The sequence below is a fragment of the Aestuariibaculum suncheonense genome (assembly GCF_014596935.1).
Taxonomy (GTDB): Bacteria; Bacteroidota; Bacteroidia; order Flavobacteriales; family Flavobacteriaceae; genus Aestuariibaculum; species Aestuariibaculum suncheonense.
This window is the reverse complement of record NZ_JACVXC010000006.1, coordinates 36066-61582: the sequence shown is the minus strand read 5'-3', so window position 1 is coordinate 61582 and position 25517 is coordinate 36066. Positions and strand designations below refer to the sequence as shown.

Annotated in this window: 20 protein-coding genes and 2 pseudogenes; 8 read left to right on the top strand and 14 right to left on the bottom strand. The window is 36.8% G+C overall.

Going from position 1 to position 25517, the window contains the following annotated elements; genetic code table 11:
• Positions 1-165: 165 nt before the first annotated feature.
• Positions 166-1455 (bottom strand): ammonium transporter, encoded by a 1290-nt coding sequence (locus tag ICJ84_RS14085; protein WP_188217055.1) that lies wholly within the window; start codon positions 1453-1455, stop codon positions 166-168.
• A 117-nt stretch (positions 1456-1572) separates the two neighbouring features.
• Entirely contained in the window at positions 1573-2625 is a 1053-nt protein-coding gene (locus ICJ84_RS14080; RefSeq protein WP_188217054.1) for a porin, read from the bottom strand.
• 462 nt (positions 2626-3087) lie between these two features.
• Here ICJ84_RS14080 and gltB point away from each other — a divergent pair, with 462 nt between their 5' ends.
• The 5 genes from gltB to ICJ84_RS14055 all read left to right on the top strand — a co-directional run bounded on the left by gltB (position 3088) and on the right by ICJ84_RS14055 (position 12012).
• On the top strand, positions 3088-7602 hold the full coding sequence (gene gltB, locus ICJ84_RS14075; RefSeq protein ID WP_241748765.1) for a glutamate synthase large subunit: 4515 nt from the start codon (positions 3088-3090) through the stop codon (positions 7600-7602).
• Between the two features lie 5 nt (positions 7603-7607).
• Positions 7608-9071: a glutamate synthase subunit beta gene (locus ICJ84_RS14070; RefSeq protein ID WP_188217053.1), complete on the top strand. Its 1464-nt coding sequence runs from the start codon at positions 7608-7610 to the stop codon at positions 9069-9071.
• Positions 9072-9264: 193 nt separating this feature from the next.
• Positions 9265-9561: a hypothetical protein gene (locus ICJ84_RS14065; RefSeq protein WP_188217052.1), complete on the top strand. Its 297-nt coding sequence runs from the start codon at positions 9265-9267 to the stop codon at positions 9559-9561.
• Between the two features lie 94 nt (positions 9562-9655).
• Entirely contained in the window at positions 9656-11248 is a 1593-nt protein-coding gene (locus tag ICJ84_RS14060; RefSeq protein ID WP_188217051.1) for a SulP family inorganic anion transporter, read from the top strand.
• Between the two features lie 134 nt (positions 11249-11382).
• Positions 11383-12012, top strand: a complete 630-nt coding sequence (locus tag ICJ84_RS14055) for a carbonic anhydrase family protein (protein WP_188217050.1) — start codon at positions 11383-11385, stop codon at positions 12010-12012.
• A 69-nt stretch (positions 12013-12081) separates the two neighbouring features.
• Here ICJ84_RS14055 and ICJ84_RS14050 read toward each other — a convergent pair whose 3' ends face one another.
• Together ICJ84_RS14050 and fbp are read right to left on the bottom strand one after the other, a co-directional pair.
• A complete protein-coding gene (locus ICJ84_RS14050; protein ID WP_188217049.1) occupies positions 12082-13260 on the bottom strand; it encodes a porin family protein in 1179 nt (392 codons plus the stop codon).
• A 156-nt stretch (positions 13261-13416) separates the two neighbouring features.
• A complete protein-coding gene (gene fbp, locus ICJ84_RS14045) occupies positions 13417-14421 on the bottom strand; it encodes a class 1 fructose-bisphosphatase (protein ID WP_188217048.1) in 1005 nt (334 codons plus the stop codon).
• 119 nt (positions 14422-14540) lie between these two features.
• Here fbp and ICJ84_RS14040 point away from each other — a divergent pair, with 119 nt between their 5' ends.
• From ICJ84_RS14040 to ICJ84_RS14030, 3 genes are all read left to right on the top strand, one after another.
• Positions 14541-15020 carry a GNAT family N-acetyltransferase gene (locus ICJ84_RS14040; protein WP_188217047.1) on the top strand — a complete coding sequence of 160 codons (480 nt, stop codon included), beginning with the start codon at positions 14541-14543 and terminating at the stop codon, positions 15018-15020.
• Position 15021: 1 nt separating this feature from the next.
• Entirely contained in the window at positions 15022-16272 is a 1251-nt protein-coding gene (locus ICJ84_RS14035) for an aspartate kinase (protein WP_188217046.1), read from the top strand.
• Positions 16273-16382: 110 nt separating this feature from the next.
• Positions 16383-18227: a GNAT family N-acyltransferase gene (locus ICJ84_RS14030; protein WP_188217045.1), complete on the top strand. Its 1845-nt coding sequence runs from the start codon at positions 16383-16385 to the stop codon at positions 18225-18227.
• 103 nt (positions 18228-18330) lie between these two features.
• Here the strand turns inward: ICJ84_RS14030 and ICJ84_RS14025 are convergent, their stop codons facing one another.
• The 10 genes and pseudogenes from ICJ84_RS14025 to ICJ84_RS13980 form a co-directional block, all read right to left on the bottom strand.
• Positions 18331-18690, bottom strand: coding sequence for an NINE protein (locus tag ICJ84_RS14025; RefSeq protein ID WP_188217044.1), 360 nt, complete (start codon positions 18688-18690; stop codon positions 18331-18333).
• A gap of 69 nt (positions 18691-18759) precedes the next feature.
• Entirely contained in the window at positions 18760-19524 is a 765-nt protein-coding gene (locus ICJ84_RS14020; RefSeq protein ID WP_188217043.1) for a sulfite exporter TauE/SafE family protein, read from the bottom strand.
• 29 nt (positions 19525-19553) lie between these two features.
• Positions 19554-19940, bottom strand: a pseudogene (locus ICJ84_RS14015) (VOC family protein).
• Positions 19941-20028: 88 nt separating this feature from the next.
• Positions 20029-20494, bottom strand: a pseudogene (locus ICJ84_RS14010) (DUF1801 domain-containing protein).
• Positions 20495-20517: 23 nt separating this feature from the next.
• Positions 20518-21453 (bottom strand): 2-hydroxyacid dehydrogenase, encoded by a 936-nt coding sequence (locus tag ICJ84_RS14005; RefSeq protein WP_188217042.1) that lies wholly within the window; start codon positions 21451-21453, stop codon positions 20518-20520.
• 108 nt (positions 21454-21561) lie between these two features.
• Entirely contained in the window at positions 21562-22935 is a 1374-nt protein-coding gene (gene mgtE, locus ICJ84_RS14000) for a magnesium transporter (RefSeq protein ID WP_188217041.1), read from the bottom strand.
• A gap of 3 nt (positions 22936-22938) precedes the next feature.
• Positions 22939-23739, bottom strand: a complete 801-nt coding sequence (gene rsmA / locus ICJ84_RS13995) for a 16S rRNA (adenine(1518)-N(6)/adenine(1519)-N(6))-dimethyltransferase RsmA (protein WP_188217040.1) — start codon at positions 23737-23739, stop codon at positions 22939-22941.
• 100 nt (positions 23740-23839) lie between these two features.
• The gene (locus tag ICJ84_RS13990) at positions 23840-24430 is read right to left on the bottom strand and encodes a hypothetical protein (protein WP_206688706.1); all 591 of its coding nucleotides are present in this window, start codon (positions 24428-24430) and stop codon (positions 23840-23842) included.
• Positions 24431-24537: 107 nt separating this feature from the next.
• Complete coding sequence (locus ICJ84_RS13985) at positions 24538-24864, bottom strand: DUF4286 family protein (RefSeq protein ID WP_188217038.1); 327 nt, start codon at positions 24862-24864, stop codon at positions 24538-24540.
• 56 nt (positions 24865-24920) lie between these two features.
• Complete coding sequence (locus ICJ84_RS13980) at positions 24921-25514, bottom strand: helix-turn-helix domain-containing protein (RefSeq protein WP_188217037.1); 594 nt, start codon at positions 25512-25514, stop codon at positions 24921-24923.
• Positions 25515-25517 lie beyond the last annotated feature (3 nt).

The window sequence follows — 25517 nt, the reverse complement described above, 5'->3', positions numbered from 1 at the left end:
TATTTGTTTAGTTAGTTAAATTTAGAAAAATATATTTTCTCATAATTCTCATCATCTCCATTAACAGTTAAAAAGATGCCTTGCATAAACAAGACATCTTTAAAACAAAACTCTAATTTCTATTAAGAAATCGTTCTTATATAAATTATTTTTTAACGCCTCAATTTATGAAGCTTGATCTAAATCTCTTTGTCTCTTACCTGCGTAAGCAATTGTTCCGTGCTCTGAAATATCAAGACCAGCAATCTCTTCAGCCTCCGTAACACGTAATCCACAGATTTTCTTTAAAGCAAATAACGACACAAACGATAAAGCAATAGCCCAAACAGCGTAAGCTGCAACGCCAATAGCCTGGGCAGCTAATTGAGCAACACCTCCACCATTGAAAATTCCAATACCCGCATCGCCATCAATTCCCCAAAGACCAATTACTAAAGTTCCCCAGGCACCGGCAACACCGTGTACAGAAATAGCACCTACAGCATCATCAATTTTTAATTTACTTTCGATAAATCCGATAGATAATACCACTAAAACACCACCGATTAAACCAGCCAACACAGCTCCGCCTTCGCTCATGTTACCACAACCTGCAGTAATACTAACAAGACCAGCAAGAGCACCATTTAAAGTCATACTTAAATTTGGTTTTCCATTTTTAATCCAAGTAAACAATAAAGCACTTAAGGCACCTGCAGCAGCAGCTAAGTTTGTTACTAATACCACTTGAGCAGCAGCAGTAGCATCATCACCACCCCAGGCTAATTGTGAACCACCATTAAAACCGAACCATCCTAACCAAAGGATAAACACCCCTAGTGTAGCATACATCTGGTTGTGACCGTGCATTTCGATTGGTTTACCATTTAAGTATTTCCCAATTCTAGGTCCTACCATCCAAGCAGCAACAAGTGCAGCCCATCCACCCACAGAGTGAACGATAGAAGATCCTGCGAAATCGATAAATTCAGCTGGCATCCATTCAGCATTTAACCATCCGCCATTCCATTCCCAACCTCCAGCGATTGGATAAATAAAAGCAGTGATTATGATACTAAAAATAGCATACGTAGTATACTTTGTTCTTCCTGCGATTGCTCCAGATACAATAGTTGCAGCTGTAGCGGCGAATACGGTTTGGAAGAATAAATCGGCAGCTCCTTGTGAGAACGTAAAACCACCCCAGTGGAAAAATCCACCACCAGAAACATCAGCTCCGTACATTAACGAATACCCGATAAACCAGAATGCCAAAGACCCAACAGCAATGTCAAGGAAATTCTTCATGGCAATGTTTACAGCATTCTTAGAATCAGTCATACCAGACTCTACTAAGAAAAATCCAGCTTGCATAAAAAACACTAAGATACCCGAGATAAGCATCCATAGCATCCCCATATCGCCTTCGATAGCGGCGGTATCCTGAATTAAAAGAGGCATGTTTAATAAAGACATATTATATAATTTTTAAGGGTTAGATTGTTTAGGAAGGTGAAGTAAGTTGGTTAGTTAGTTAGTGTGCACTCCACCCTCCTTATATAGTTTATTTAAAATTTATTGCATGCTTTTAAATTAGAATGAATAGATGGCTGCTAAAACAAAAGAACCTAAGCTTTTTGATGTGTTAAAATCTTTATCCTTGAAAAAAGCATCCTCAGATGTAGAATCTAATCTTAATTCAGGCTTAATTGTTAAATTATCAATAGCGAAACTACCTGTTAAGGTTGCAGCAAATACAGAGCCATCACCATCTGCATCATAACCACCAATAGCACCAGCTCCAAAATCGGTTTCAGCAAAATACTCTCCTCTAAATCCTAAAGTGAATGTATCTGTCACTGAATATTGAGGATAAATAGCTACACCATAAAAAGAAGGATCTTCTGGTGCATCATATTGTAAATACGCAGCATTTAAACCTAAATAAAAAGCATCAGATAAATCGAAACCTCCTGTAAAGTCAACTTCTAAAAACGAAGGATCAACTAACACATTTAAGAATTGGCCTTTGTACCCTAACTGAGCTCCAAAAGCATAATCCCCTGTTACGTTAAATTCTGTAACATCAGTATCATTCATTACACCAACCATCAAACTTAAATCATCAGTTAAAGCGATATCAGCTTTTAAACCTGTATGACTAAATGGTCCGTAAGAGAATAAATAAGACGTACTGTAGTTGAAGTTAGCCGTTGGAGAGATTACCTCATAACCTAAAAAGGTATTAAAATTACCCATTGTTAAGGTTACTTTATCACTAACATTCCAGTAAGCATATAACTGATTGACGATGTTTCCTGTTGCTGAATACATAGGTGAATTAAAAATTGCATCCGTTCCTCTTGGTCCAAATACTAAATCGGCAACAAACCCTGCCTTTTCTCCTTCGTAAGACGCTATTAAGTTTGCCATACCCAAAGCAAAACCAGGTAAATTAGCAAAAGAAGACCCCGGCGCAACGTAGTAATCATCAACACCATCAGAAAACACATCATTTGGTGCATTAAAATTTGCTCTGTAATAAGCATCAATACTACCGCTTAAAGTTACTTTTGGAGAAGAGTCCTCCTGAGCAAATAACACCGAAGCCGCAAAAAGCATTGAAAGAGTAAGTAATTTTTTCATAATGTTTAATTTAAGTTATTAATTTTTTGGTTAATTTTTCCTTAAGAACGTCGTAAACTTATATTAAAAAATTTTAACCCCCATAAAAAAAGGGGGTCTAACTTAAACTTTTGTAGATATTATAATTTTACCCTGTTTTTTTTAAGGGTACTGTTTTATTTTTTTGGTTTTTTTGAATTTTAACAACTCGCAATATTGAATTATCGTCAATATTTAATGTTTTTTAATGCGTTAAATTCTATTTATCGAAATATTCATTAAAATAATTTCAGTTATCTCAATCAAACACTGATAATAACACTTTGAATATTTATTAAAAATCTTCATATTTATTAACATATAATTATTTTTATCTTCACTTATCTCCTAATATCGAAATAATGAAATGGCCATTATTTTAATTTAAAATCTATACATATATTCGCTTATTAAGTCACTTTTCAAAACCAAAATTTGTTGATTATGCTGAAGAAACAAGGAATGTATTTACCTGAGTTTGAACATGAAAATTGTGGGGCTGGTTTTATTTGTAATCTTAAAGGAGAGAAGACAAATCAAATCATTCACGATGCATTAGAAATTCTTGTAAAACTAGAACACAGGGGAGGCGTTAGTGCCGATGGAAAAACTGGTGATGGCGCCGGTTTATTGATTGATATTCCTCATGATTATTTTAAGCGTGTATGCAGCTTTAGTTTACCAGAACAAAGAGCGTATGCCGTAGGTATGGTTTTTTTACCAAAAAATACCAACCAATATAAATTCTGTAAAGATATTTTTGAGAAAGAAATAAAAGCTCAAGGCCTTTCTATTTTAGGATGGCGTAAAGTACCGGTAGACTCTTCTCACTTAGGTGAAATCGCTTTAGCGTCAGAGCCAACTATCGAGCAATTATTTGTGGGTAAAACCGAAGAGATTTCAGAGGACACCTTTAAAGCAAAATTATACGCCGCTCGTAAAATTACAGAGCACACCATTAGAACATCTAAAATTTCTGAAAGCGGTTATTTTTACGTACCTAGTTTATCGACTACAACGTTAATATACAAAGGTATTATTATGCCTGAAGATATCGGGCCATACTACACCGATTTACAGCAAATCGATTTAGTAACCCGCTTAGCTTTGGTACACCAACGTTTCTCAACCAACACTATGCCGACATGGGAACTAGCACAGCCTTTCCGTTTTATGTGTCAGAATGGTGAAATCAACACGCTTCGTGGTAACGTAAGCAGAATGCGTGTTCGTGAGGAAATCATGAAAAGTGAAGTATTCGGTCCGCAAATCGACAAACTATTCCCAATCATCTTACCAGGAAAATCAGATTCTGCATCTATGGATATGGTGGTGGAATTGTTAACACATACCGGAAGATCGCTACCAGAAATCATGATGATGATGATTCCTGAAGCCTGGGAAAAACACAAAACCATGTCACCAGAGCGTAAAGCCTTTTACGAATACAACGCGTGTATTATGGAGCCATGGGACGGACCTGCATCGGTACCCTTTACCGATGGAGATTATATTGGAGCCCTTCTTGACCGTAACGGATTAAGACCATCTCGCTATACCGTAACCAAAAGTGGTAAGTTAATCATGTCATCTGAAGTTGGTGTTGTAGACATCGATCCGGAAGACATCAAAGAACACGGTCGTTTGGAACCAGGAAAAATGTTCTTGGTAGACATGAACGAAGGCCGCATTGTAAGTGACGAAGAAATTAAAAATACAATTGTTTCAGAGCGTCCTTACCAGGAATGGTTAAACAAAACCAGACTGCATTTAAGAGATGTACCCTACACCAACGAAACCTGTCCGATTGAGACCATAGACATTAAAACCAGACAACGTTTATTTAACTATACGTTCGAAGACATACAAGAGGTGATTACCCCAATGGCTATTGACGGTAAAGAAGCCTTAGGTTCTATGGGTATCGATACCCCGTTAGCGGTGTTATCAGACCGACCTCAACTTATTTCAAATTACTTTAAACAATTATTCGCACAGGTAACCAATCCGCCATTGGATGGAATCCGCGAAGAAATTGTAACCGATATCGCCTTAAATTTAGGTAAAGACCGTAATATTTTCAGCATTACCGAAAGACAGTGTAGAAAATTACGCATTCAAAATCCGGTAATTTCCAATGCCGATTTAGAAAAAATAAGAACCATTTCCATTGAAGGCTTTAAAGCAGAAACGATCCATATACTTTATCCAAAAAGCCAAGGCCTTAATGGTTTAGAAAATGCTTTAGAAGATATTATCATCCAAGTAACAAAAGCTTTAGATCGCGGAACAAACATCATCATCTTATCCGATCGTGGTGTTAATAAAGACTTCGCTCCTATTCCTGCTTTACTAGCTTGTTCTTACGTGAATCACCAAATGAACCGTTTACGTAAGCGTTCGTACTTCGATATTATTATCGAATCTGCCGAACCTCGTGAACCGCACCACTTCGCAACCTTATTCGGTTACGGTGCCAGTGCGATTAACCCGTACATGGTGAACGAAATCATTAGAATGCAGGTGAAAGAAGGCTTTATTCAGGGCATGGACGAAGACAAAGCCGTGAATAACTTCAACAAAGCGATTGGTAAAGGGCTTCTAAAAATCATGAACAAAATCGGAATCTCAACCTTACACTCGTACAGAGGTTCTCAAATATTCGAAATTGTTGGTTTCAATTCACAATTCGTTGAAAAATACTTCCCTTACACCGCTTCAAGAATTGAGGGTATCGGATTATACGAAGTTGAAAAAGAAATTAACGAGCGTTATAAACAAGCGTATCCAGATAACTTAATTGATAAAAAATTAGGTTTAAACATTGGTGGCGATTACCGTTGGAGACGTAATGGCGAGCGCCACATGTTCAACCCAACAACAGTAGCTAAATTGCAGCAGGCGGTACGTTTAAGCGACCAAAACAGCTACGATGTATATGCTAAAGCTGTAAATGAACAAGCTGAAAACCTGATGACCATTCGTGGTTTGTTCGAGTTTGACAATTTAGACCCTATTCCTTTGGAAGAGGTAGAACCATGGACAGAAATCGTAAAGCGTTTCAAAACCGGAGCGATGTCTTACGGATCGATTTCTCGTGAAGCACACGAAAACCTAGCCATTGCGATGAACCGTATTGGCGGTAAATCGAATTCTGGTGAAGGAGGAGAAGACAGACGTCGTTTCCATCCGGACGTCAATGGGGACAGCCGTAACTCGGCAATCAAACAGGTAGCCTCAGGACGTTTTGGGGTAACCTCGCACTACCTAACCAATGCCAGAGAGATTCAAATTAAAATGGCTCAAGGTGCTAAGCCTGGTGAAGGTGGACAGCTTCCTGGCGAAAAAGTATTACCATGGATCGCTGCTGCTCGTAACTCAACGCCTTTTGTGGGATTAATTTCACCGCCGCCGCATCACGATATTTACTCTATCGAAGATTTAGCACAGCTTATTTTCGACTTGAAAAATGCGAACCGTGAAGCGCGTATTAACGTGAAGTTAGTATCAGAAGTTGGTGTGGGTACTATTGCTGCGGGTGTAGCAAAAGCCAAAGCCGATGTGGTATTAATCTCTGGGTATGATGGTGGTACCGGAGCATCACCGTTAACCTCTTTAAAACACGCAGGTTTACCTTGGGAACTTGGTTTAGCTGAAGCACAACAAACCTTAGTCCTTAACAACTTACGCAGCCGTATTGTTGTAGAGTGCGACGGACAGTTAAAAACAGGACGTGATGTGGCTATCGCTGCTTTATTAGGTGCTGAAGAATTTGGTTTCGCAACCGCGCCTTTAGTAGCTTCAGGATGTATCATGATGCGCAAATGTCACTTAAACACCTGTCCTGTAGGTATCGCAACTCAAGATAAAGAATTACGTAAAAACTTTAAAGGCACACCAGAACACGTAATTAACTTCTTCTACTATGTTGCGGAAGAGTTAAGAGGTATTATGGCTCAGTTAGGATTTAGAACGCTAGCCGAAATGGTTGGTCAGACACATAAAATCAACGCCAATAAAGCAATTACACACTATAAAGCTAAAGGTTTAGATCTATCAGCTATTCTTCACAGGCCAGAAGCCTACAACAAAATGACTGTGAGAAATACTGAGAAACAAGACCACAATTTAGACGAGGTTTTAGATTTCACCATCTTAAAAGATTCACACCGCGCTTTATACCGAAAAGAGAAAATGGATTTAGCTTACCCAATCCATAATACCGATCGTACGGTAGGAGCTATTGTAAGTAATGAAATCTCTAAAATATACGGACACTTAGGCTTACCTGAAGACACATTAAACATCAGTTTTACCGGATCGGCAGGACAAAGTTTCGGAGGATTCGGAGCTCACGGTTTAACCTTCAAGTTAGAAGGAAATACTAACGATTATTTAGGTAAAGGATTATCCGGAGCTAAATTAATCGTGAAAAAACCTGCTAAGGCGGACTTTATTGCAGAAAACAACATCATTGTTGGAAATGTTTGTTTATTCGGAGCGATTGAAGGAGAAGCTTACATTAACGGTATTGCCGGAGAACGTTTCGCCGTAAGAAACTCTGGAGCTAAAGCCGTTGTAGAAGGTGTAGGAGACCACTGTTGTGAGTACATGACCGGTGGAAAAGTCGTGGTTCTTGGTAAAACAGGACGAAACTTCGCTGCTGGTATGAGTGGAGGTATCGCTTATGTTTACGATCCGGAAAATAAATTCACAAACGGATTATGTAACACAGAAACTATCGAATTCGAAACGCTTTCTGCCGATGATAGTGCCGATTTAAAAGGTATGATTCAAAAGCACGTTGCCTATACCGATAGTAACTTAGGTAAAACCTTATTAGCCGATTGGGAGAACAGCTTAGCAAACTTTGTTAAAGTGATGCCAACCGAATACAAACGTGCCCTTAAGCGTTTAGAGACTGAAGAACAAATGGTAGAAGAATTAGAAATAGCATAATTGTCATGGGAAAAGTAACAGGATTTAAAGAATTTGAAAGACAAGACGAAGGATACACGCCTGTAAAAGACCGTGTACAGCATTATAAAGAATTTACAGTGCCTTTAAGCGACACTGAAATTACAAAACAAGGCTCTCGCTGTATGGATTGCGGTATTCCGTTTTGCCACAGTGGCTGTCCGCTTGGTAACTTAATTCCGGATTTTAATCACATGGTACATCAAGGTGAGTGGCAAAAAGCCTCTTGGTTATTACACTCCACCAACAACTTCCCTGAATTTACAGGAAGATTATGCCCTGCTCCATGTGAAAAAGCTTGTGTATTAGGTATTATTGAAGATCCGATTTCAATTGAAAATATCGAAAAAAATATTGTAGAACGTGCGTTTCAGGAAGGGTGGATTAAACCTCAGCCTCCTAAAACCAGAACCGGTAAAACAGTTGCTGTTGTTGGGTCTGGACCTGCTGGTTTAGCAACTGCTCAGCAGTTAAACAGAGCAGGTCATACCGTAACGGTTTTTGAACGTGATGATGAAATCGGAGGCTTATTACGCTACGGCATTCCTAATTTTAAACTAGAAAAGGAAATCATCGACAGACGTATTGCCATTTTAGAAGCCGAAGGCATCAGTTTTAAAACCAATGTTAATGTTGGTTTAAACTATGACGTTGAAAAACTTCACGAATTTGATGCTGTGGTACTTTGTGGTGGTGCTACCGAAAGACGAAGCTTACCAACTCCGGGGATTGATGCCGATGGCGTTGTGCAGGCTATGGATTTCTTAACGCAACAAACCAAAGTATTATTTGGCAAAGAAGTGAAAGATCAGGTCATGGCGACCGGTAAAGACGTTATCGTAATTGGTGGTGGAGATACAGGATCAGATTGTATTGGTACTTCTAACCGTCATGGTGCTAAATCGGTTACAAACTTCGAAATTATGCCGAAACCACCAGGACACCGTTCACCAACAACCCCTTGGCCATTCTGGCCATTACAGTTAAAAACCTCGTCTTCTCATGAAGAAGGTGTTGAAAGAAACTGGCTGATAAACACTAAGGAATTCGTTAAAGACGAAAACGGCAAATTAATCGCTTTAAAAACGGTTAATGTAGAGTGGAAAATGGTTCCGGGAGAACGTCCGCAACTTATAGAGGTTGCTGGAACAGAAAAAACCTGGCCCTGTGATTTAGCCTTATTAGCGTTAGGATTTACAGGTCCTGAGGCGACTCTGGCTGATAAGTTAGGTGTTGAAAAAGATGCACGTTCTAACTACAAAGCGGAATATGGTAAATACCAGACAAACATTCCAAACATTTTTACAGCAGGCGATATGCGTCGCGGGCAATCGTTAATTGTTTGGGCTATTTCTGAAGGTAGAGAAGCTGCAAGACAGGTAGATTTATATTTAATGGGTAAATCCGATTTACCTTCCAAAGATGTTACTGGCGATTTAGTCGCTTTATAAGATAAAAATCACTTCATATTTTAAAACCCTTTATAGATACTATAAAGGGTTTCTTTATTAATAATCCTTAAAATTTAAACACTAATTTTTAAAAATTATATAACAATATACAAGTCTATTATGTCAATTTTAAAAATTTTTAATACATTAAGCATGCTTTAATGTTATATTTGAATAGATAAAAATCCTGTAAATGTTTAAAAGAGCAATAGCCATATGTTTCACAACCCTATTCATGGCACTTATTACAGCGCCAGCCGTAGTTGTTGTCTTAGATGATACTATTGACACTTCTATCTTTTATTCGTTGAGCGAAGAAGAAGAACACGGAAAATGTAAAAGTCTCGTATCGCCTTTTTCATTGCAAACCCACGATGGCATTATGAATTTTACCATCGGAAACACACCATCTTACACTTATCGTTTTAAAACCTATCCGATACCACATTTAAATCTGGTCTCGCCACCTCCGGAACAAAGCATATTGTAATTAATTCATTATTTTGGACTTAATGGTCCTTATCCCTATCCTAAATATTAACTCATCCTAATTTAACCGTTAGGACATCAAAATTATTAATGATATGTTTAAAACTTTAAGAAGCGACTTGCCTGCAAGTATCGTTGTATTCTTTGTAGCATTACCTCTTTGTTTGGGTATTGCTCTAGCCAGTGGAGCACCCCTCTTTTCCGGGTTAATTGCTGGAATTGTAGGAGGAATTGTTGTTGGAAGCCTTAGTGGCTCTAAAATCGGTGTCAGCGGTCCAGCTGCCGGCCTGGCTGCGATTGTACTAACGGCTATCGGAACACTTGGTGGTTACGAGAACTTTTTGGTTGCTGTGGTTATCGCAGGCATTATTCAAATTGTTTTCGGAATTTTGAAAGCCGGTGTTATTGGGTATTATTTCCCTTCTTCAGTAATTAAAGGGATGCTTACCGGTATTGGTATTATCATCATTTTAAAACAAATTCCACATTTTTTTGGTTACGACTCAGAACCAGAAGGCGCTGACAGTTTCATGGAAGCTTCAGGTGAAAATACATTTTCAGCGATTCTGCACATTATAGACAACATCACAATTGGATCCATGATTATCGGATTTATTGGCTTAGGCATTATTTTGCTTTGGGACAAAGTTCTATCGAAAAAAGCTAAATTTTTCCAGGTGATTCAAGGGCCCCTTGTAGCTGTTGTAGTAGGTATTATTTATGTCATTATTACCTCAGATTCCGGCAGTTTATCCATATTAAATAAACACCTTGTTAGTGTTCCAATCCCGGAAGACACTACTTCTTTTTTTAATCAGTTTAGTTTTCCTAATTTTTCAGCCATTACCAATACTGAGGTTTGGGTTGTTGCCTTTACTATGGCTTTAGTAGCAAGTTTAGAAACTCTATTATGCGTTGAAGCAACAGACAAGATAGACCCAAACAAAAACGTAACACCTACTAACAGAGAATTATTAGCCCAAGGTACAGGAAATATTATTTCAGGCTTAATTGGTGGTTTACCTATCACTCAGGTAATCGTAAGAAGTTCTGCGAATATTCAATCGGGAGGTAGAACCAAATTATCTACTATAATTCATGGCTTTTTATTACTAATCTCAGTGATATTAATTCCACGACTATTAAACCTAATCCCTTTATCAGTTTTAGCAGCTATTCTATTAGTTGTTGGTTATAAATTAGCCAAACCAGGACTATTCAAAACCATGTATGCCTTAGGCTGGAAACAATGGTTGCCATTTATAACCACTGTTGTAGGTATTGTATTCACAGATTTATTGATAGGTATTAGTTTAGGACTTTTAGTTGGAATTGTTGTGGTCCTTTTAAAAAGCTACCAAAATTCACATTTCCTTCATATAGAAGATAAAAGCAATGGTAAACACAAAATTAAAATGACGCTTGCTGAAGAAGTAACCTTTTTCAACAAAGGTGCTATTTTAAAAGAACTGGACAGTTTACCAAGAGACACCTATCTGGAAATAAACTTAATAAAAACCAGATATCTCGATAACGATGTTATTGAAATTTTAGAAGACTTTTTATATAAGGCTAAAGAACGCAACATAGACATCAAACTAGTTTCTAAAAGGGGGATTGTAGAAAATCCTGCAAGCTTTATTCATTTCTTTAATGAAAGGCCAAAATCTGATTTAAGCTTAAGTTAGACCAAAATTGTCAAAAAAGATATAAAGCTTTAAATTTGGCAAGCTTTAATATCTTTTCAAAATACAGAAATCAATTTTATAGCTCAACATGGTTCAGCTTGAAATCAACATATTACTAAACGTTTAAAAATATTATGAAAGCACATACAAGAGAAACCCAAGCTACAATGACTCCAGAAAAGTCATTACAATTCTTAAAGGAAGGAAACCTTAGATTCCAACAAAATCTTAAAGCAAATCGTAATTTACTAGAACAGGTAAACGATACCAGCGACGGACAATTCCCTTTCGCCACTATTTTAAGCTGCATCGACTCAAGGGTATCTGCCGAATTGGTTTTCGACCAGGGTTTAGGCGACATTTTTAGTGTGCGTATTGCAGGAAACTTTGTGAACGAGGACATCTTAGGAAGTATGGAATTTGCCTGTAAACTTGCCGGAACAAAACTTATTGTGGTTTTAGGCCATACCAGCTGTGGCGCTATAAAAGGTGCCTGCGACGATGCCAAATTAGGCAATCTAACCTCTATGTTAGCCAAAATAAAACCCGCTGTTCAAGGAGTAACTGAACCCGCAGATGCAAGCCTAAGAAATTCTAAAAATTCAGAGTTTGTAGATAATGTAGCCGCCAAAAATGTACTTTTAACCATCGAAAGAATTCGAAAAGAAAGCGAGGTTCTTAATGAAATGGAACAACATGGAGAAATTATGATTGTTGGTGCGATGTACGACATCAATACCGGCGAGGTGACTTTTAACTCATAATTATTAACCCATTGTAGAATACAAAAAAAAGCGAACCAAATGGTTCGTTTTTTTTCATTTTAATTGTCTTTAAAAAAGAGTATAGCCAAAAATTAAAGACATTGTTCCTAAACTAGACTCAAAATGTGGCACAACCGTTCTTTTTAATCCATTTCTAAATTCCAAAGCATATCTTTTATGTCTATATCCAAGACCAAATGCCAAACTGTTAGACTGTTGAATTGTTAAACTATCTGCATTTTCATATAAAATCTCTGAACTCGAAAGATTAAAAATTATAGATGCGTTTAAAAACAAGCTAGAATTATTACTCAAATAAAAATAATGACGTACCCCTATTGGAATTTCAATTGAATTGAAATCAATTTTAGCCCCTCTTGCTGCGGTGTCCAATTCCTCATCACCGCTATATTTAAAATAAGCTATTTCACTAATCACTGCCCACTTATTCGCGTTAAATGGTAATAAAAACTCTACCTCTGCCCCTAACCTTAAACTTAATTTAGTTCCAAAATCTACATTTTTAAAACTTTGTGCCGCTCTGTAAATTTCTAATGCAGTACTATTTATCCCTGATCTAATATTAAGACTTGTAGTTACTTTATTACGCTTTTTATAAAATTCAATGTATCCGGAATTGACACAAGCATTATACTTTTTAAACAAATCAACTAACTCTTTTCTATTATAAGATACATCCTGAACCCCATCTAAAGGCTTACCATCACATCTTAAAGCATCCCATAACTGCTTTTTATAAGAACTATTGGTTGTAACTTTATTGGAACTGAGTTTATATCTTTTATAAACTAATGGCTGTATCTCCTTATTCTCAGAACCATAAAAAAAACGCTGCGAGTTACCATTTGTATATTCGTATAATGAAATTTTCCCTTCTACTAAAACCCTCAAAAACACCTCATTTATCTCAAATTCAGGCTCTTTATTATCAGTTAATTTATTGGTGTCATCTGTAGACTTATCAATATTGACTTCAGATTTAATATATTTAGATGTATTATAAACTCCAAATTCTTTAAGCTCCCTTATAGAAATACTGTTGGTTTTATCGGAATCCACTAACCTATATTGAAACTCTCTAGGGTTACTTTTCCAATCGTTATTCTTAATTAGACATTCTGTTTTTTGCCCAGAATCCTTGATAAAATAGCCCTCCTCAAAGGAAATTTGTGCCATACAATAAAAGCTCAAAAAGATAGCTAAAAACGTAAGCTGTAGTTTTCTCATAAATTTATTTTAAAATAATTTAAAACAATATATAAAAAACACCTTACAAAATAACAATCTAACTTCATTTTAAAAATCATACCTAATGCTGCGATTAGTCATAAAAAAAGCGAACCAAATGGTTCGCTTTTTTTTATTATGTATAACTATTTAATTTTATGCGTTTCTCATAAACTCTTCACACTTATCGACCATATTTTTACTGCCACAAATGAACGGCACACGCTCGTGTAATTCGGCTGGTTGTATATCCAAAATACGTGTAAATCCATCACTGGCTTTTCCATTAGCCTGTTCTGCTAAAAAGGCCATAGGATTGCATTCGTAAAGTAAACGTAATTTACCTTTCGGATTTTTTGAACTTTGCGGATACATATAAACCCCTCCTTTAATCATATTTCTATGAAAGTCGGAAACTAAAGATCCTATATATCGAGATGTATAGGGTCTATCTCCTTCATCTTTCTGGCAGTATTTGATGTAATCTTTAATCCCTTGCGGAAACTGAATATAATTTCCTTCATTAACCGAATAGATATTCCCATCCTCTGGAAACTCCATTTTCGGGTGCGATAAATAAAAGGATCCAATCGCAGGATTTAAGGTAAATCCGTTAACACCATCACCGGTAGTATAAACTAACATGGTCGATGTTCCGTAAACAATATAACCTGCCGCCACCTGCTTATTTCCTTTCTGTAAGAAGTCTTCTAAAGTAACCGGTGTACCTACCGGAGTTACACGACGATAAATAGAAAATATGGTTCCTACCGACACATTTACATCAATATTTGACGATCCATCTAACGGGTCTATCAATACGACGTATTTATTACCATGGTTTTCATCAATACTGTTAATCGAGATGAAATCGTCTTCCTCTTCACTGGCAATACCGCAAACAATATTTCGTTTGGTAAGGGTTTGAATAAATTTTTCGTTAGCATAAACATCTAACTTTTGCTGATCCTCGCCCTGGATATTGGTATCGCCTGCTGCACCTATTATATCAACCAATCCAGCTTTATTTACTTCATGGTTTACTATTTTTGCAGCTAAACGAATGGAATTAAGAAGACTGGAAAGTTCACCAGAAGAATATTTAAATGAGGCTTGATTTTCAATTATAAATTCTCCTAATGTTTGTTTTTTATGCGACATAAATGAAGGTTTATTTTGCACAAATATCCGTTAATTTTTAATGAACTACAACGTTTTCGTTATTTAAAACAATTTAAATTTTCAGGATTAAACTATCTTTGAAATAATTATTAAATATTATGAATTTCACAATTAGAAAAGCTGTTAAATCAGATATGCCAAGCGTTTTGGCGCTAATAAAGCAGTTAGCTGTATTCGAAAAAGAACCTGATGCTGTTGAAGTCACCCTTGAAGATCTTCAAAATGATGGCTTTGGAAATACACCAGCCTTTGAATGTCTCGTAGCCGAAGTGGACGGAAAAGTAGAAGGGACAGCCATTATGTTTCACCGTTATTCTACCTGGAAAGGGCGCATTTTACACCTGGAAGATTTGGTGATTAGTGAAGCTATGCGCGGTGCAGGTATTGGCACAGCTTTACTGGACGAAGTGGTTAAATTCGGGCACAGTTTAGGGGTGCGACGTATTAACTGGGAAGTTATAAACTGGAACACACCAGCCATAAATCTATACGAGAAAAAAGGTGCCCATGTGTTAAGAGACTGGAATGTTGTACATTTAAGCGAGCAAGGCATAAAAGATTATATAGCAAACTTATAACATGCAGGTATTTAAATTTGGTGGTGCATCGGTAAAAGATGCCGAAGGTGTAAAAAACCTGGAAGCAGTACTACAAAAAACAGGCTATAAAAACACCTTGGTTGTGGTTTCTGCTATGGGAAAAACAACCAATGCCTTAGAGCTTGTTATTAAAAACTATTTTGATAACAAAGCCGAGTTACAAAGCTCACTTCAGGATGTTGTTAAATATCATAACGAAATATTACTCACCCTCTTTGAAGACGATAACCACCAGGTTTACACTAAAGTTAAAGCGTTTTTCGACGAACTTAACAGCATACTAAAAAGTAATAAATCGCCTGATTATAATTTTGTTTACGATCAGATTATTGGTTTTGGCGAACTCATTTCAACTACCATTGTAAGCGAATATCTAAACCGTATTGGCATCACCAACAATTGGATGGATGCGCGTAATCACATAAAAACCGATAATTATTACCGCCGTGCCAACGTTAATTGGGAAACCACACAGGAACTCATCACAAAACAATTTAACACTCAAGCTTTAAATATCACGCAAGGCTTTTTAGGCAGTGACGATAATAACTTCACGACTACTTTAGGACGCGAAGGCAGTGATTACACCGCGGCTATTTACGCCTATTGCCTGAATGCTAACAGTGTGACCATCTGGAAAGATGTTCCCGGTGTATTAAATGCAGACCCACGATATTTTGAAAACGCCCAATTGTTAAATAAAATCAGCTATCGCGAAGCCATCGAGTTGGCTTTTTACGGCGCTTCCGTAATTCACCCGAAAACACTACAACCCTTACAAGCCAAGGAAATTCCGTTATACGTAAAATCCTTTTTAAACCCTGAAGCTTCAGGAACCCGAATCGGTAAAAATATTACCCTAGACCCGATGATTCCCTGCTTTATTGTGAAAAAAAATCAGGTATTGATATCGCTGTCATCTCTGGATTTCTCGTATATCGTTGAAGACAATATTAGTGAGATTTTTAATTTATTGCATCTGTACAAAATGAAAGTAGATGTCATTCAAAATTCAGCCATTAGTTTTTCGGTTTGTGTTGACGACAATTACAATAATCTGGAAAGGTTATTACATCATTTAAAAGCAAAATTTAAAGTAACTTGTCACGACAAGGTTTCACTATACACGATTCGTCATTATAATCAGGCGGCAATAGACGATATTGAAACCGATAAAACGATATTATTAAAACAATTAACTCAAGAAACTGTACAGATTGTTAGCAAATAAATGTCATAGCTAAGCAAAGAAAGAAGAAAACCTTCCGTTTAAAAATAAGCTCAAGACAGATTTTAAATCTCGATTATCGAGTAAATAAACAATTTAGTACATTTACACCCATGACTAAACAACAAAATACGGGGCTGGTAACTGCCAAAGAAGTCGCTAAAGTAATACACGTAGCGAAGTATGGTTTTATAGGAACTTTTCTAGGATGGATACTTATGAAAGTGCTTAAAATTTCAACCCTTAACAAAGTATATAACAGAAATAAACATCTCGATGAATTACCGTTTTTAGATGCTATTTTAGATGATTTTAAAATTAAATTTGAAATCCCTGAAGAAGATTTAAAACGTTTACCAAAAGACGGCGCATATATTACCGTTTCTAATCATCCGCTTGGAGGCATTGATGGCATTTTACTTTTAAAATTGATGCTGGAACAACGCAAGGATTTTAAAATTATAGCCAACTTTTTACTGCATAGAATTGAACCTTTAGTGCCATTCATTATGCCGGTAAATCCGTTTGAAACCCGTAAAGATGCAAAGTCCAGTGTTGCCGGATTTAAAAATGCTATTCTCCATTTAAGAGAAGGACATCCGCTGGGTATTTTCCCTGCCGGAGAGGTGTCTACCTATCGCGATGGTAAATTGGTAGTCGATCGCCCCTGGGAAGAAGCCGCTATGAAACTGGTTAAGAAAGCCGAGGTTCCTGTTGTACCGATTTACTTCCATGCGAAAAACAGCAAGTTGTTTTATAAACTGTCTAAAATTAGTGATACCCTAAGAACAGCCAAATTACCATCGGAATTATTAACCCAGAAACGTCGTACCATAAAAGTGCGTATTGGGAGACCTATTTCGGTTGCCGATCAAAAAGAATATGCATCGCTTGACGATTTTTCAGATTTTCTGAGACGCAAAACCTATATGTTATCTAATGCTTTTGAAGATAAACCTAAGATTTTAGATAATATTTCGTCGACCTTAAAAACACCAAAACCTCCTAAAAATATTGTAACGCCGGTTGATGGCGACTTAATGATTAAAGAGGTTGATGCCCTTCGCGAAGAAGATGCCCGACTTTTACAAAGTAAGAATTACGAAGTCTTTTTAGCGGAGCCAGGTAAAATACCAAACATTTTAAGAGAGATTGGTCGATTACGTGAAATTACGTTTAGAGAAGTTGGTGAAGGAACTAATGAATCTATCGACTTAGATAATTTCGACACCTATTATCACCATATGTTTTTGTGGGATAATGATACGAAAGTTATAGTCGGCGCCTACCGTATGGGCTTAGGCTCTCAAATTTTCGAAAAGTACGGCATCAATGGCTTCTATTTACAGGATTTATTCCGATTCGAGCCGGAATTATACAAAATGATGAGCCAGTCTATTGAAATGGGGCGTGCGTTCATCATTAAAGAATACCAGCAAAAACCGATGCCTTTATTCCTGTTATGGAAGGGCATTGTACACATCACCTTACGCTACCCGGAACACAAATACCTTATAGGCGGGGTAAGTATTAGTAATCAGTTTTCAAACTTCTCAAAATCGTTAATGATTGAGTTTATGAAATCGCACTATTACGATCCGTATATTGCACAATACGTACGTCCGAAAAAGGAATTTAAAGTCAAGCTGAAAGATGCTGATAAAGATTTCGTTTTCGATGAAACCGAAGCCGATTTAAATAAATTCGATAAAATTATTGACGAAGTCGAACCAGGAGCTTTACGTTTACCTGTACTCCTTAAAAAATACATCAAACAAAATGCGCGTTTGGTGGCCTTTAATGTCGATCCGCTATTCAACAATTCGGTGGACGGCCTGATGTATATTAAAATAGCCGACTTACCGGAAAGCACCGTTAAACCTGTTATGGAAGAATTTCAGGCAGAACTGGAGCGTAAGTTTATGAATGGTAATAACGAAGAAGAGAGCAACGATTAGTTGCTCTCTTCTCTTTATAAGAATACTATATTTAAATCCCCGTTGTTACGGAAATGACAATTTCAATAAAGCCACAACAAACGCATCGGTGAATTGTATTTTATTAAAACCAAGGCTTCTTCCCTACCTGATACGTATTATAGAAATCGGCATCCGATTTTGTCAGGTAAATAATGCCTTCAATAATTGGAACAATACCTGCAATACCACAGGTAACCACACTTGCGATTAACTGAATAATGCCTTCTTTAGTGTAACCTAAAACAAACTTATGAATCCCCAAATACCCAAATAAAATCGCTAAAATTCCTGCCAAGATTTTTTTATTTTCCGCAGGGTTTTCTAAACTATTAAAAGCTTCTTTAGCCCCTTCTGAAAATTCTTTAGCCGTTTCTTTAGCTTCTTCTGCAAACTCCTTTGCTTTGTCTTTTAAATCGTCATTTAAATTTTTATCTTCTGACATAGGTAAACGTTATTAATTGATTAGTCCATCTAAAATTAGTGAAAAAATCGTTTAACTTTAAACAAAATACTACCTAAACAACATAATAATACCCCCAACAGCAGTTACAATTAAAATAAACCGCCTGTAATTCACATTCGAAATCAATTTCACTACATAAGCTCCCAGAAAAAACCCGATAATAACAAAGGGTACCAAAACCGAATTCAGCACCAACGTTTCCATACTAACCGTATGCCAGACGAAAAAGTGAAAGGGTAATTTAAAAACGTTAATAATAAAGAACAGCCATGCCACTGTGCCAATAAATTCATTCTTTGGTAATCGCGTGGCAAGGAAATAAATATTAGCAATCGGGCCTGCGAGATTCCCTACCATAGTAGAAAATCCTGCTAAAAACCCCATAGATGATGCAAACCAGACATTATTGGGCACATCGTTAAATGGTTTTTTTTCCGTATAAAACATGATTAATACCGAACCGATAATGATAATCGCCATGAGGCGTTTAAATAGTTCTTCAGAAATATCGTTACCTACCCAGACGCCTACCAGCACACCTATAACCATTGCCGGCATGAGTTTCCATATATAATGCCATTTAGCATGTTTATTATAGTACACGACTGCAAAGACATCAGCCACAACTAACATAGGAAGTAAAATTCCAGTGGATGCTTTCTCTCCGAAAACAAAGGCCAGAACCAGGATTATGACGATCCCTATTCCTTTTATTCCCGATTTCGAGAGTCCCAGAACAAAGGCAGCAAAACCAATAGCCAGCCATTGGAATTCACTTAAATCATACGACTGAAGAATGTCTATATATTCCAAAAAATATGTTTAAAAGGTTAACCCCGAAGTTACAAAAATGATTTATCGACAGGTTCCCAAAGTTCAATTTTATTCCCTTCGTTATCTAAAATCCAGCCAAATTTACCGTACTCTTATACTTCCATCTCACCTACAACAGTAACCCCTTCAGCTTTTAAGGTTTCTAACAATTCAGCTAAATGCTCCACCCGATAATTAAACATAAACTCCTTTTTGGAAGGCTCATAATATTTGGTATCCTCAGGAAACGGACTCCATTGTGTGGAGCAATCATTGCCTTCAGCATCTTTCCACCAAAAGGTACAACCATAATCATCGGTATTAAAACCTAAATGCTTTTTATACCAGTCTTTTGAAGCTTCAGGGTCTTTCGATTTAAAAAACAATCCGCCAATACCTGTAACGCGTTTTTTCATCTGTTAAAATTTTATTGTTCTTATAATTGTCAGATAGAATGCCCAAATTATCATTTTAGTTGGGCTGCAACATATTGCTGATAGCATTTTATGATGACTTCATTTTAATGTTGGTTTCATAAATAGCTATCCATTGCTGCGGGGTAAGCTTAGTACAGAGTTCCCCTATCAAATCAAAAGGAATATCTTCAACCTTTTTAAAACGCATACAACTCTTTTCCCATATCCAATTTGCGCTTACTGTATTTAGGGTATTCGGTAACAAACCAATTGTAAATCTCGGGAACTGCATAAATACCCATATGGTAAAGGTTGACCGAATTTTTCTGGGAAGCAAAACTCATAAACGGCAAAGGCTCACTTGGGTTACAATGATATCCGTCGGGATATAAACTATGAGGCACAAAATAGCCAATCATCCCATATTGAATACCTTCCTGAAACCCTTCCGGAAGATTTTCTTTAATAACTTCACGAAGTTTAGTCAACGCCTCCTGACGTTCTTCAGGAACTTGTTTAATATATGCTTCCGGAGTTTCTGCCTGATAGTGCATGTGCCAACTTTAGTTTCCTAAAGTTAACAAAATTTAGCTTTAATTTTATCGACAATGGTTTGCGCTAACTTTTCCTTGCTCTCTACCGTCCAGCCCGCAACATGAGGCGTTAACAGAACATGTTCTGAATCGATTAAATATTGAAAGGCTTCCGGTAATTCCGAAGAAAATAGGGTTTCAAAAGACGCTTTTTCGTATTCTAATACATCAAGACCTGCACCAAGTATTTTACCAGACTTTAGGGCATCGACTAAATCCTGAGTCACCACACTTTTACCACGTGCGGTATTAATAAACCAAAACGGTTTTCTAAATCCGTTGATAAAATCGGCATTAATCATTCCCAGAGTTAACGGGGTTTGTGGTGTATGCAAACTCACCACCTCAACCTTCTCCTGAAACGCTTCTAAACTCACCTGTCTGGCATTGGCATCACCTACATTGGCTTGAATATCGTAACACAACACCTCAACATCGAAGCCTCGAAGTTTTTTTGCAAAAGCTTTGCCCATGTTTCCGTAGCCTATAATTCCAACGGTTCTGCCATCCAATTCGATACCACGATTAGCCTCACGTAACCACTGACCCTGACGAACTTCTCGATCGGCTTTATTCAATTTATTAAACAACGATAATAACATACCCAAGGCATGTTCGCCCACGGCATTTCGGTTCCCTTCCGGTGCAGCAATAAGAGCGATGCCTTTCTGCTCGGCATATTCGCAATCGATATTCTCCAGACCCGCACCAACACGACCAATAAATTTAAGATTCGTTGCGGCATCTAGAAAGGGTTTATCAATAGTAAAACGGCTTCGCAGAATGATGCCATCATACTCTGAAATTTTAGCTTCTACAGCTGCTTTTGACGAATTGTAATCTTCGTGGTTGATGAATCCTAAATCGTTTAACTGATTTAGCATGAGTTCGTGATTGGTGTCTAAATGAAGAATTTTCATGTTGAAAAATTAGACCACAAAAATAAAGATAATTGAGCTAGGTAAACAAGTTCAGCAAGACAAAAGATATTGCGGAAATCCCGTTCCTATGAAACCACACCCTAAAACTTAAAATCCTAAAATGAGTTTGGCTATTAAAAAGTAGATTAAAATACCAAAGATATCGTTACTGGTGGTAATGAACGGCCCGGTGGCTACGGCTGGGTCGATGCCTCTTTTATCGAGGAAAATAGGAATGAATGTACCTATTAAGGCTGCGATAACGATTACGGTAATTAATGCAACACAGATGGTTAAAGACACTAAATATTCTGTTCCAAATAAGAAATGGCTAATTGGCAATACAATAAGAGCAATACCAATACCATTAACCAACCCCAATAAAAACTCTTTGAATAAACGCTTAAAAATTTCGCCTTTTATGGTATCGTTTGCCAGACCCTGCACCACAATGGCCGAAGATTGTACCCCTACATTTCCAGCGGTTGCCTGAATTAAAGGCACGAAAGATAAGAGTATTGTAAAATCTTTCATAGCGGTTTGAAACCCGGTAATAATCGTCGCAGCACCCAATCCACCAAACATACCTATAAGCAACCAGGGTAAACGGGCTTTGGTGAGTTCAAAAATACTATCATCAGCCTCTACGTCTTGCGAGATACCTGCCGCTAACTGGTAGTCACGCTCGGCTTCTTCTTTCATCACGTCGACAATATCATCAATAGTAATTCTACCTAAGAGTTTCATGTTGTCGTCTACTACCGGAATGGCCTCCAAATCATATTTCTGCATGACTCTCGCCACATCTTCGGCATCGTCATTAACATTTACATAGTCTACACTGGAAATGTATATATCGGCAATTTTCTGCTCGTTCTTGGCAACTATTAAATCTTTTAAGGATAAACGGCCAACCAGTTTTTCCTGCTTATCGACTACGTATACCGAATGTACTCTGGTAACTTCTTTGGCCTGACCTCGCAAACGGCGCAAGCAACCGGCAACGGTCCAGGTGTCGTAGACCTTAACCAACTCTTTTGCCATAAGTCCACCGGCAGAATCTTCATCGTATTTAAGAAGCTCTGTAATTTCGGCTTTGTGCTCTTCATCCTCAATTTGAGAGATAACTTCCTGACGACGTTCTTCGGGAAGCTCGGCAATAATATCGGCCGCATCATCGGTATCCAGCTCGGCAATTTCTTCGGCAATTTCCTTAGTCGATAAATTTCTCAGGACCTTCTCTCGATTGTCTTCATCGAGCTCCATTAAAATATCGGCCGTGGTTTCAGAATCCAGAAGTTTAATTACATACATGGCCTCTTCAAGATCCAGTTCGTCAAGAATCTCGGCTATATCGGCATAATGGAAATCGTCTAAAAGGTTTTTAAGGTCTTTATCGCGGTTTAAGCGGATAAGACTTTCTACCTGATTGACTAAATCGTCCGTTAATTCGAATTGTATGTTTTCTGATTCTTCTGCCAAATGTTATGCTTTAATATCGTTTTCTACTAATTGTGTAAGTTCTATAAACTGCTGAACACTTAATTGTTCCGGGCGCTTATCAAATATACTATTTGCTTTTAAATTATCGCTTAAATTGAAAGTTTTTAAGCTGTTACGAATGGTTTTTCGTCGTTGCTGAAAGGCAGCTTTTACCACTTTAAAAAACAAAGCATCATCACACGGGAGACTATAGTCGGCTTTACGGATTAATCGCATCACTCCGGAATCGACTTTTGGTGGCGGATTAAACACATTAGGTGGCACCGTAAATAAATATTCGGCATCGTAATAGGCCTGGGCCAGAACGGATAAAATTCCGTAGACTTTACTGCCTTCTTTTGAACAGATGCGCTCAGCGACCTCCTTTTGAAACATGCCTGAAAATTCTGGAATCTGGTCGCGCATATCCAGCATTTTAAATACAATCTGCGTCGATATATTATACGGGTAATTCCCGATAATAGCGAAAGGTTCGCCTTTAAAAATTTCGTTTAAATCGTACTTTAAAAAGTCTTTTTCAATAATTCTGGGGGCCAGGTTCAGATAATTAGACTGCAAATACTCTACCGATTCGGTATCAATTTCGATCACGTAGGTTGTGATGTCTTTTTTAAGCAAATACTTGGTAAGCACCCCCATACCCGGACCAATCTCTAAAACAGATTTGTAACCGTTTAAAGTAAGAGTATTGGCAATGTCTTGTGCTACGCTTTCATCATTTAAGAAATGCTGTCCTAAATGTTTTTTTGCTTTTACCTGATGTTGATTGGAGTTATTTGCCACAGAATATCGAATATTTTAATGCAAAAGTAAGTTTTATAATTTGGAATACCTGAAACTCCTTTATTTTGTAGCCACGAATTCCCGAATGAATTTTTATTTTTTAATGATTGCTTGTTTTCAAGGCTCTTTTTAAATCTTGAATTTCATCATAATCATTGATACCCATTACCTCAATTAAATGTAGAAAATGAATTTTATCTTGCAAATGATACTTCTTCAAAACATTAAAAACTTTAGAAATTTCATTTTTTTTAGTTTGAAGAAACCTTTTAACAATAATATTTCCGTTTAATAGTTCAATTTTAATCTCGTTTTCAACGCCTTGTAATAGTTTAGGTTTAAAGGTTTTTCTATAAGCATATTTCCCCTTATAATCTCTATTATAGATTCTTACATCTTTGATACTAGAAAGTAATATGGTCTCTTTTCCTAGAATTATTTTATCATTTGAAAAGATTAATTCTCCATCAAATTTTCCATTTAAGTTTTGATATCTAAAATTATTTATCAATTTAATTATAAACATTGAAATAACCGTCGATACGAATAAGCCCAATGGTATAATCGCAAATTGACTTTCATTATCAATTAAAATTATCAAGATTATGGAACTAACAAATGCTATTGATATGAAAAAATCGATGTTAAAAATGTGTCTTTTTTCTGGTATGAAAATTTTAAATTTATTCATTTTAAACAACTGACAATCTGAAATATTTACAGCCAAAACATACAAATTATGTGTTTTGTTTTAACTGAAAATTAAAATGTTTTAAGGGTGTTTTTTAACCGTAAAAGTTACTCCTTAAAGTTAACCGTGTACTCGTCTACAATTTGTAACTCGGTTCTAAAGGATAGCACTTTGTCTCCAAAACGCTTAACGGCATCACTTCTTAAAACCTCAGCATGGTCTCTGAAATATTCGTCAAGTGCTTCGCGAGAGGCTGCTCTGTACTGCACCGAGTAAGTGACTCCGCCCATTTCTTCTTCAACCAAAACACGCGTTAAAGTAGCTGTTGTAAATTTTCCGGTAGATAACACCTGGGGAATATGCGCTTTAATCCACACTAACCATTGCTCATGAATAGTGTCGTCTATATTTGAAGTTACGTTGTATATGTACATAATGAAACTATTTTTTTTTGCAAAGTACCGTAGTTCTGCAACAGCATCAAAGTAATTTACCTTAAAATTGGAATGGCTGGAATATATTTATACGATTTATTTTGATACACTCTGATTGTATTAATTACAGTAACCAAAATATTAAATCCGTAAATACCAAAAACAAACATAATCATTTTAAATGGTCCAACAGATATACCAATACTTCCGGATGTTCTTAAAAATCCTAAAAAACTTGATACAACTATAAGGTAAATTGAAAACAAAATTAATACCCAGGTTATTTGAAAATTCATAATCGCCTTACCTAACTTATCTACTCCTTTTAGTTTATCCTTTTTTAATATCCATAAAATAAGCGGGATAATTATTCCCAATATGGGAAAAAACAAAAAGCTTAAAGACGATATACTCATAAATGTTAGATAGCCTTTATCTTCCTGAATTTTCCAATCAATGATATCTTCTGGGGTACAATCTAATGCTTCGGATAATTTTCTTAAGGTATCTCCTCTTGGTTCAGTTTCGTTATTTTCAATTCTTTGAATCGTTCTTAAGCTTAATCCTGAGGCTTCTGCTAAATCCTCTTGAGATAATCCTTTTCTGTTTCTTAATGCTTTGACGCGTTGTGCTAAATTCAATTCACTCATTTT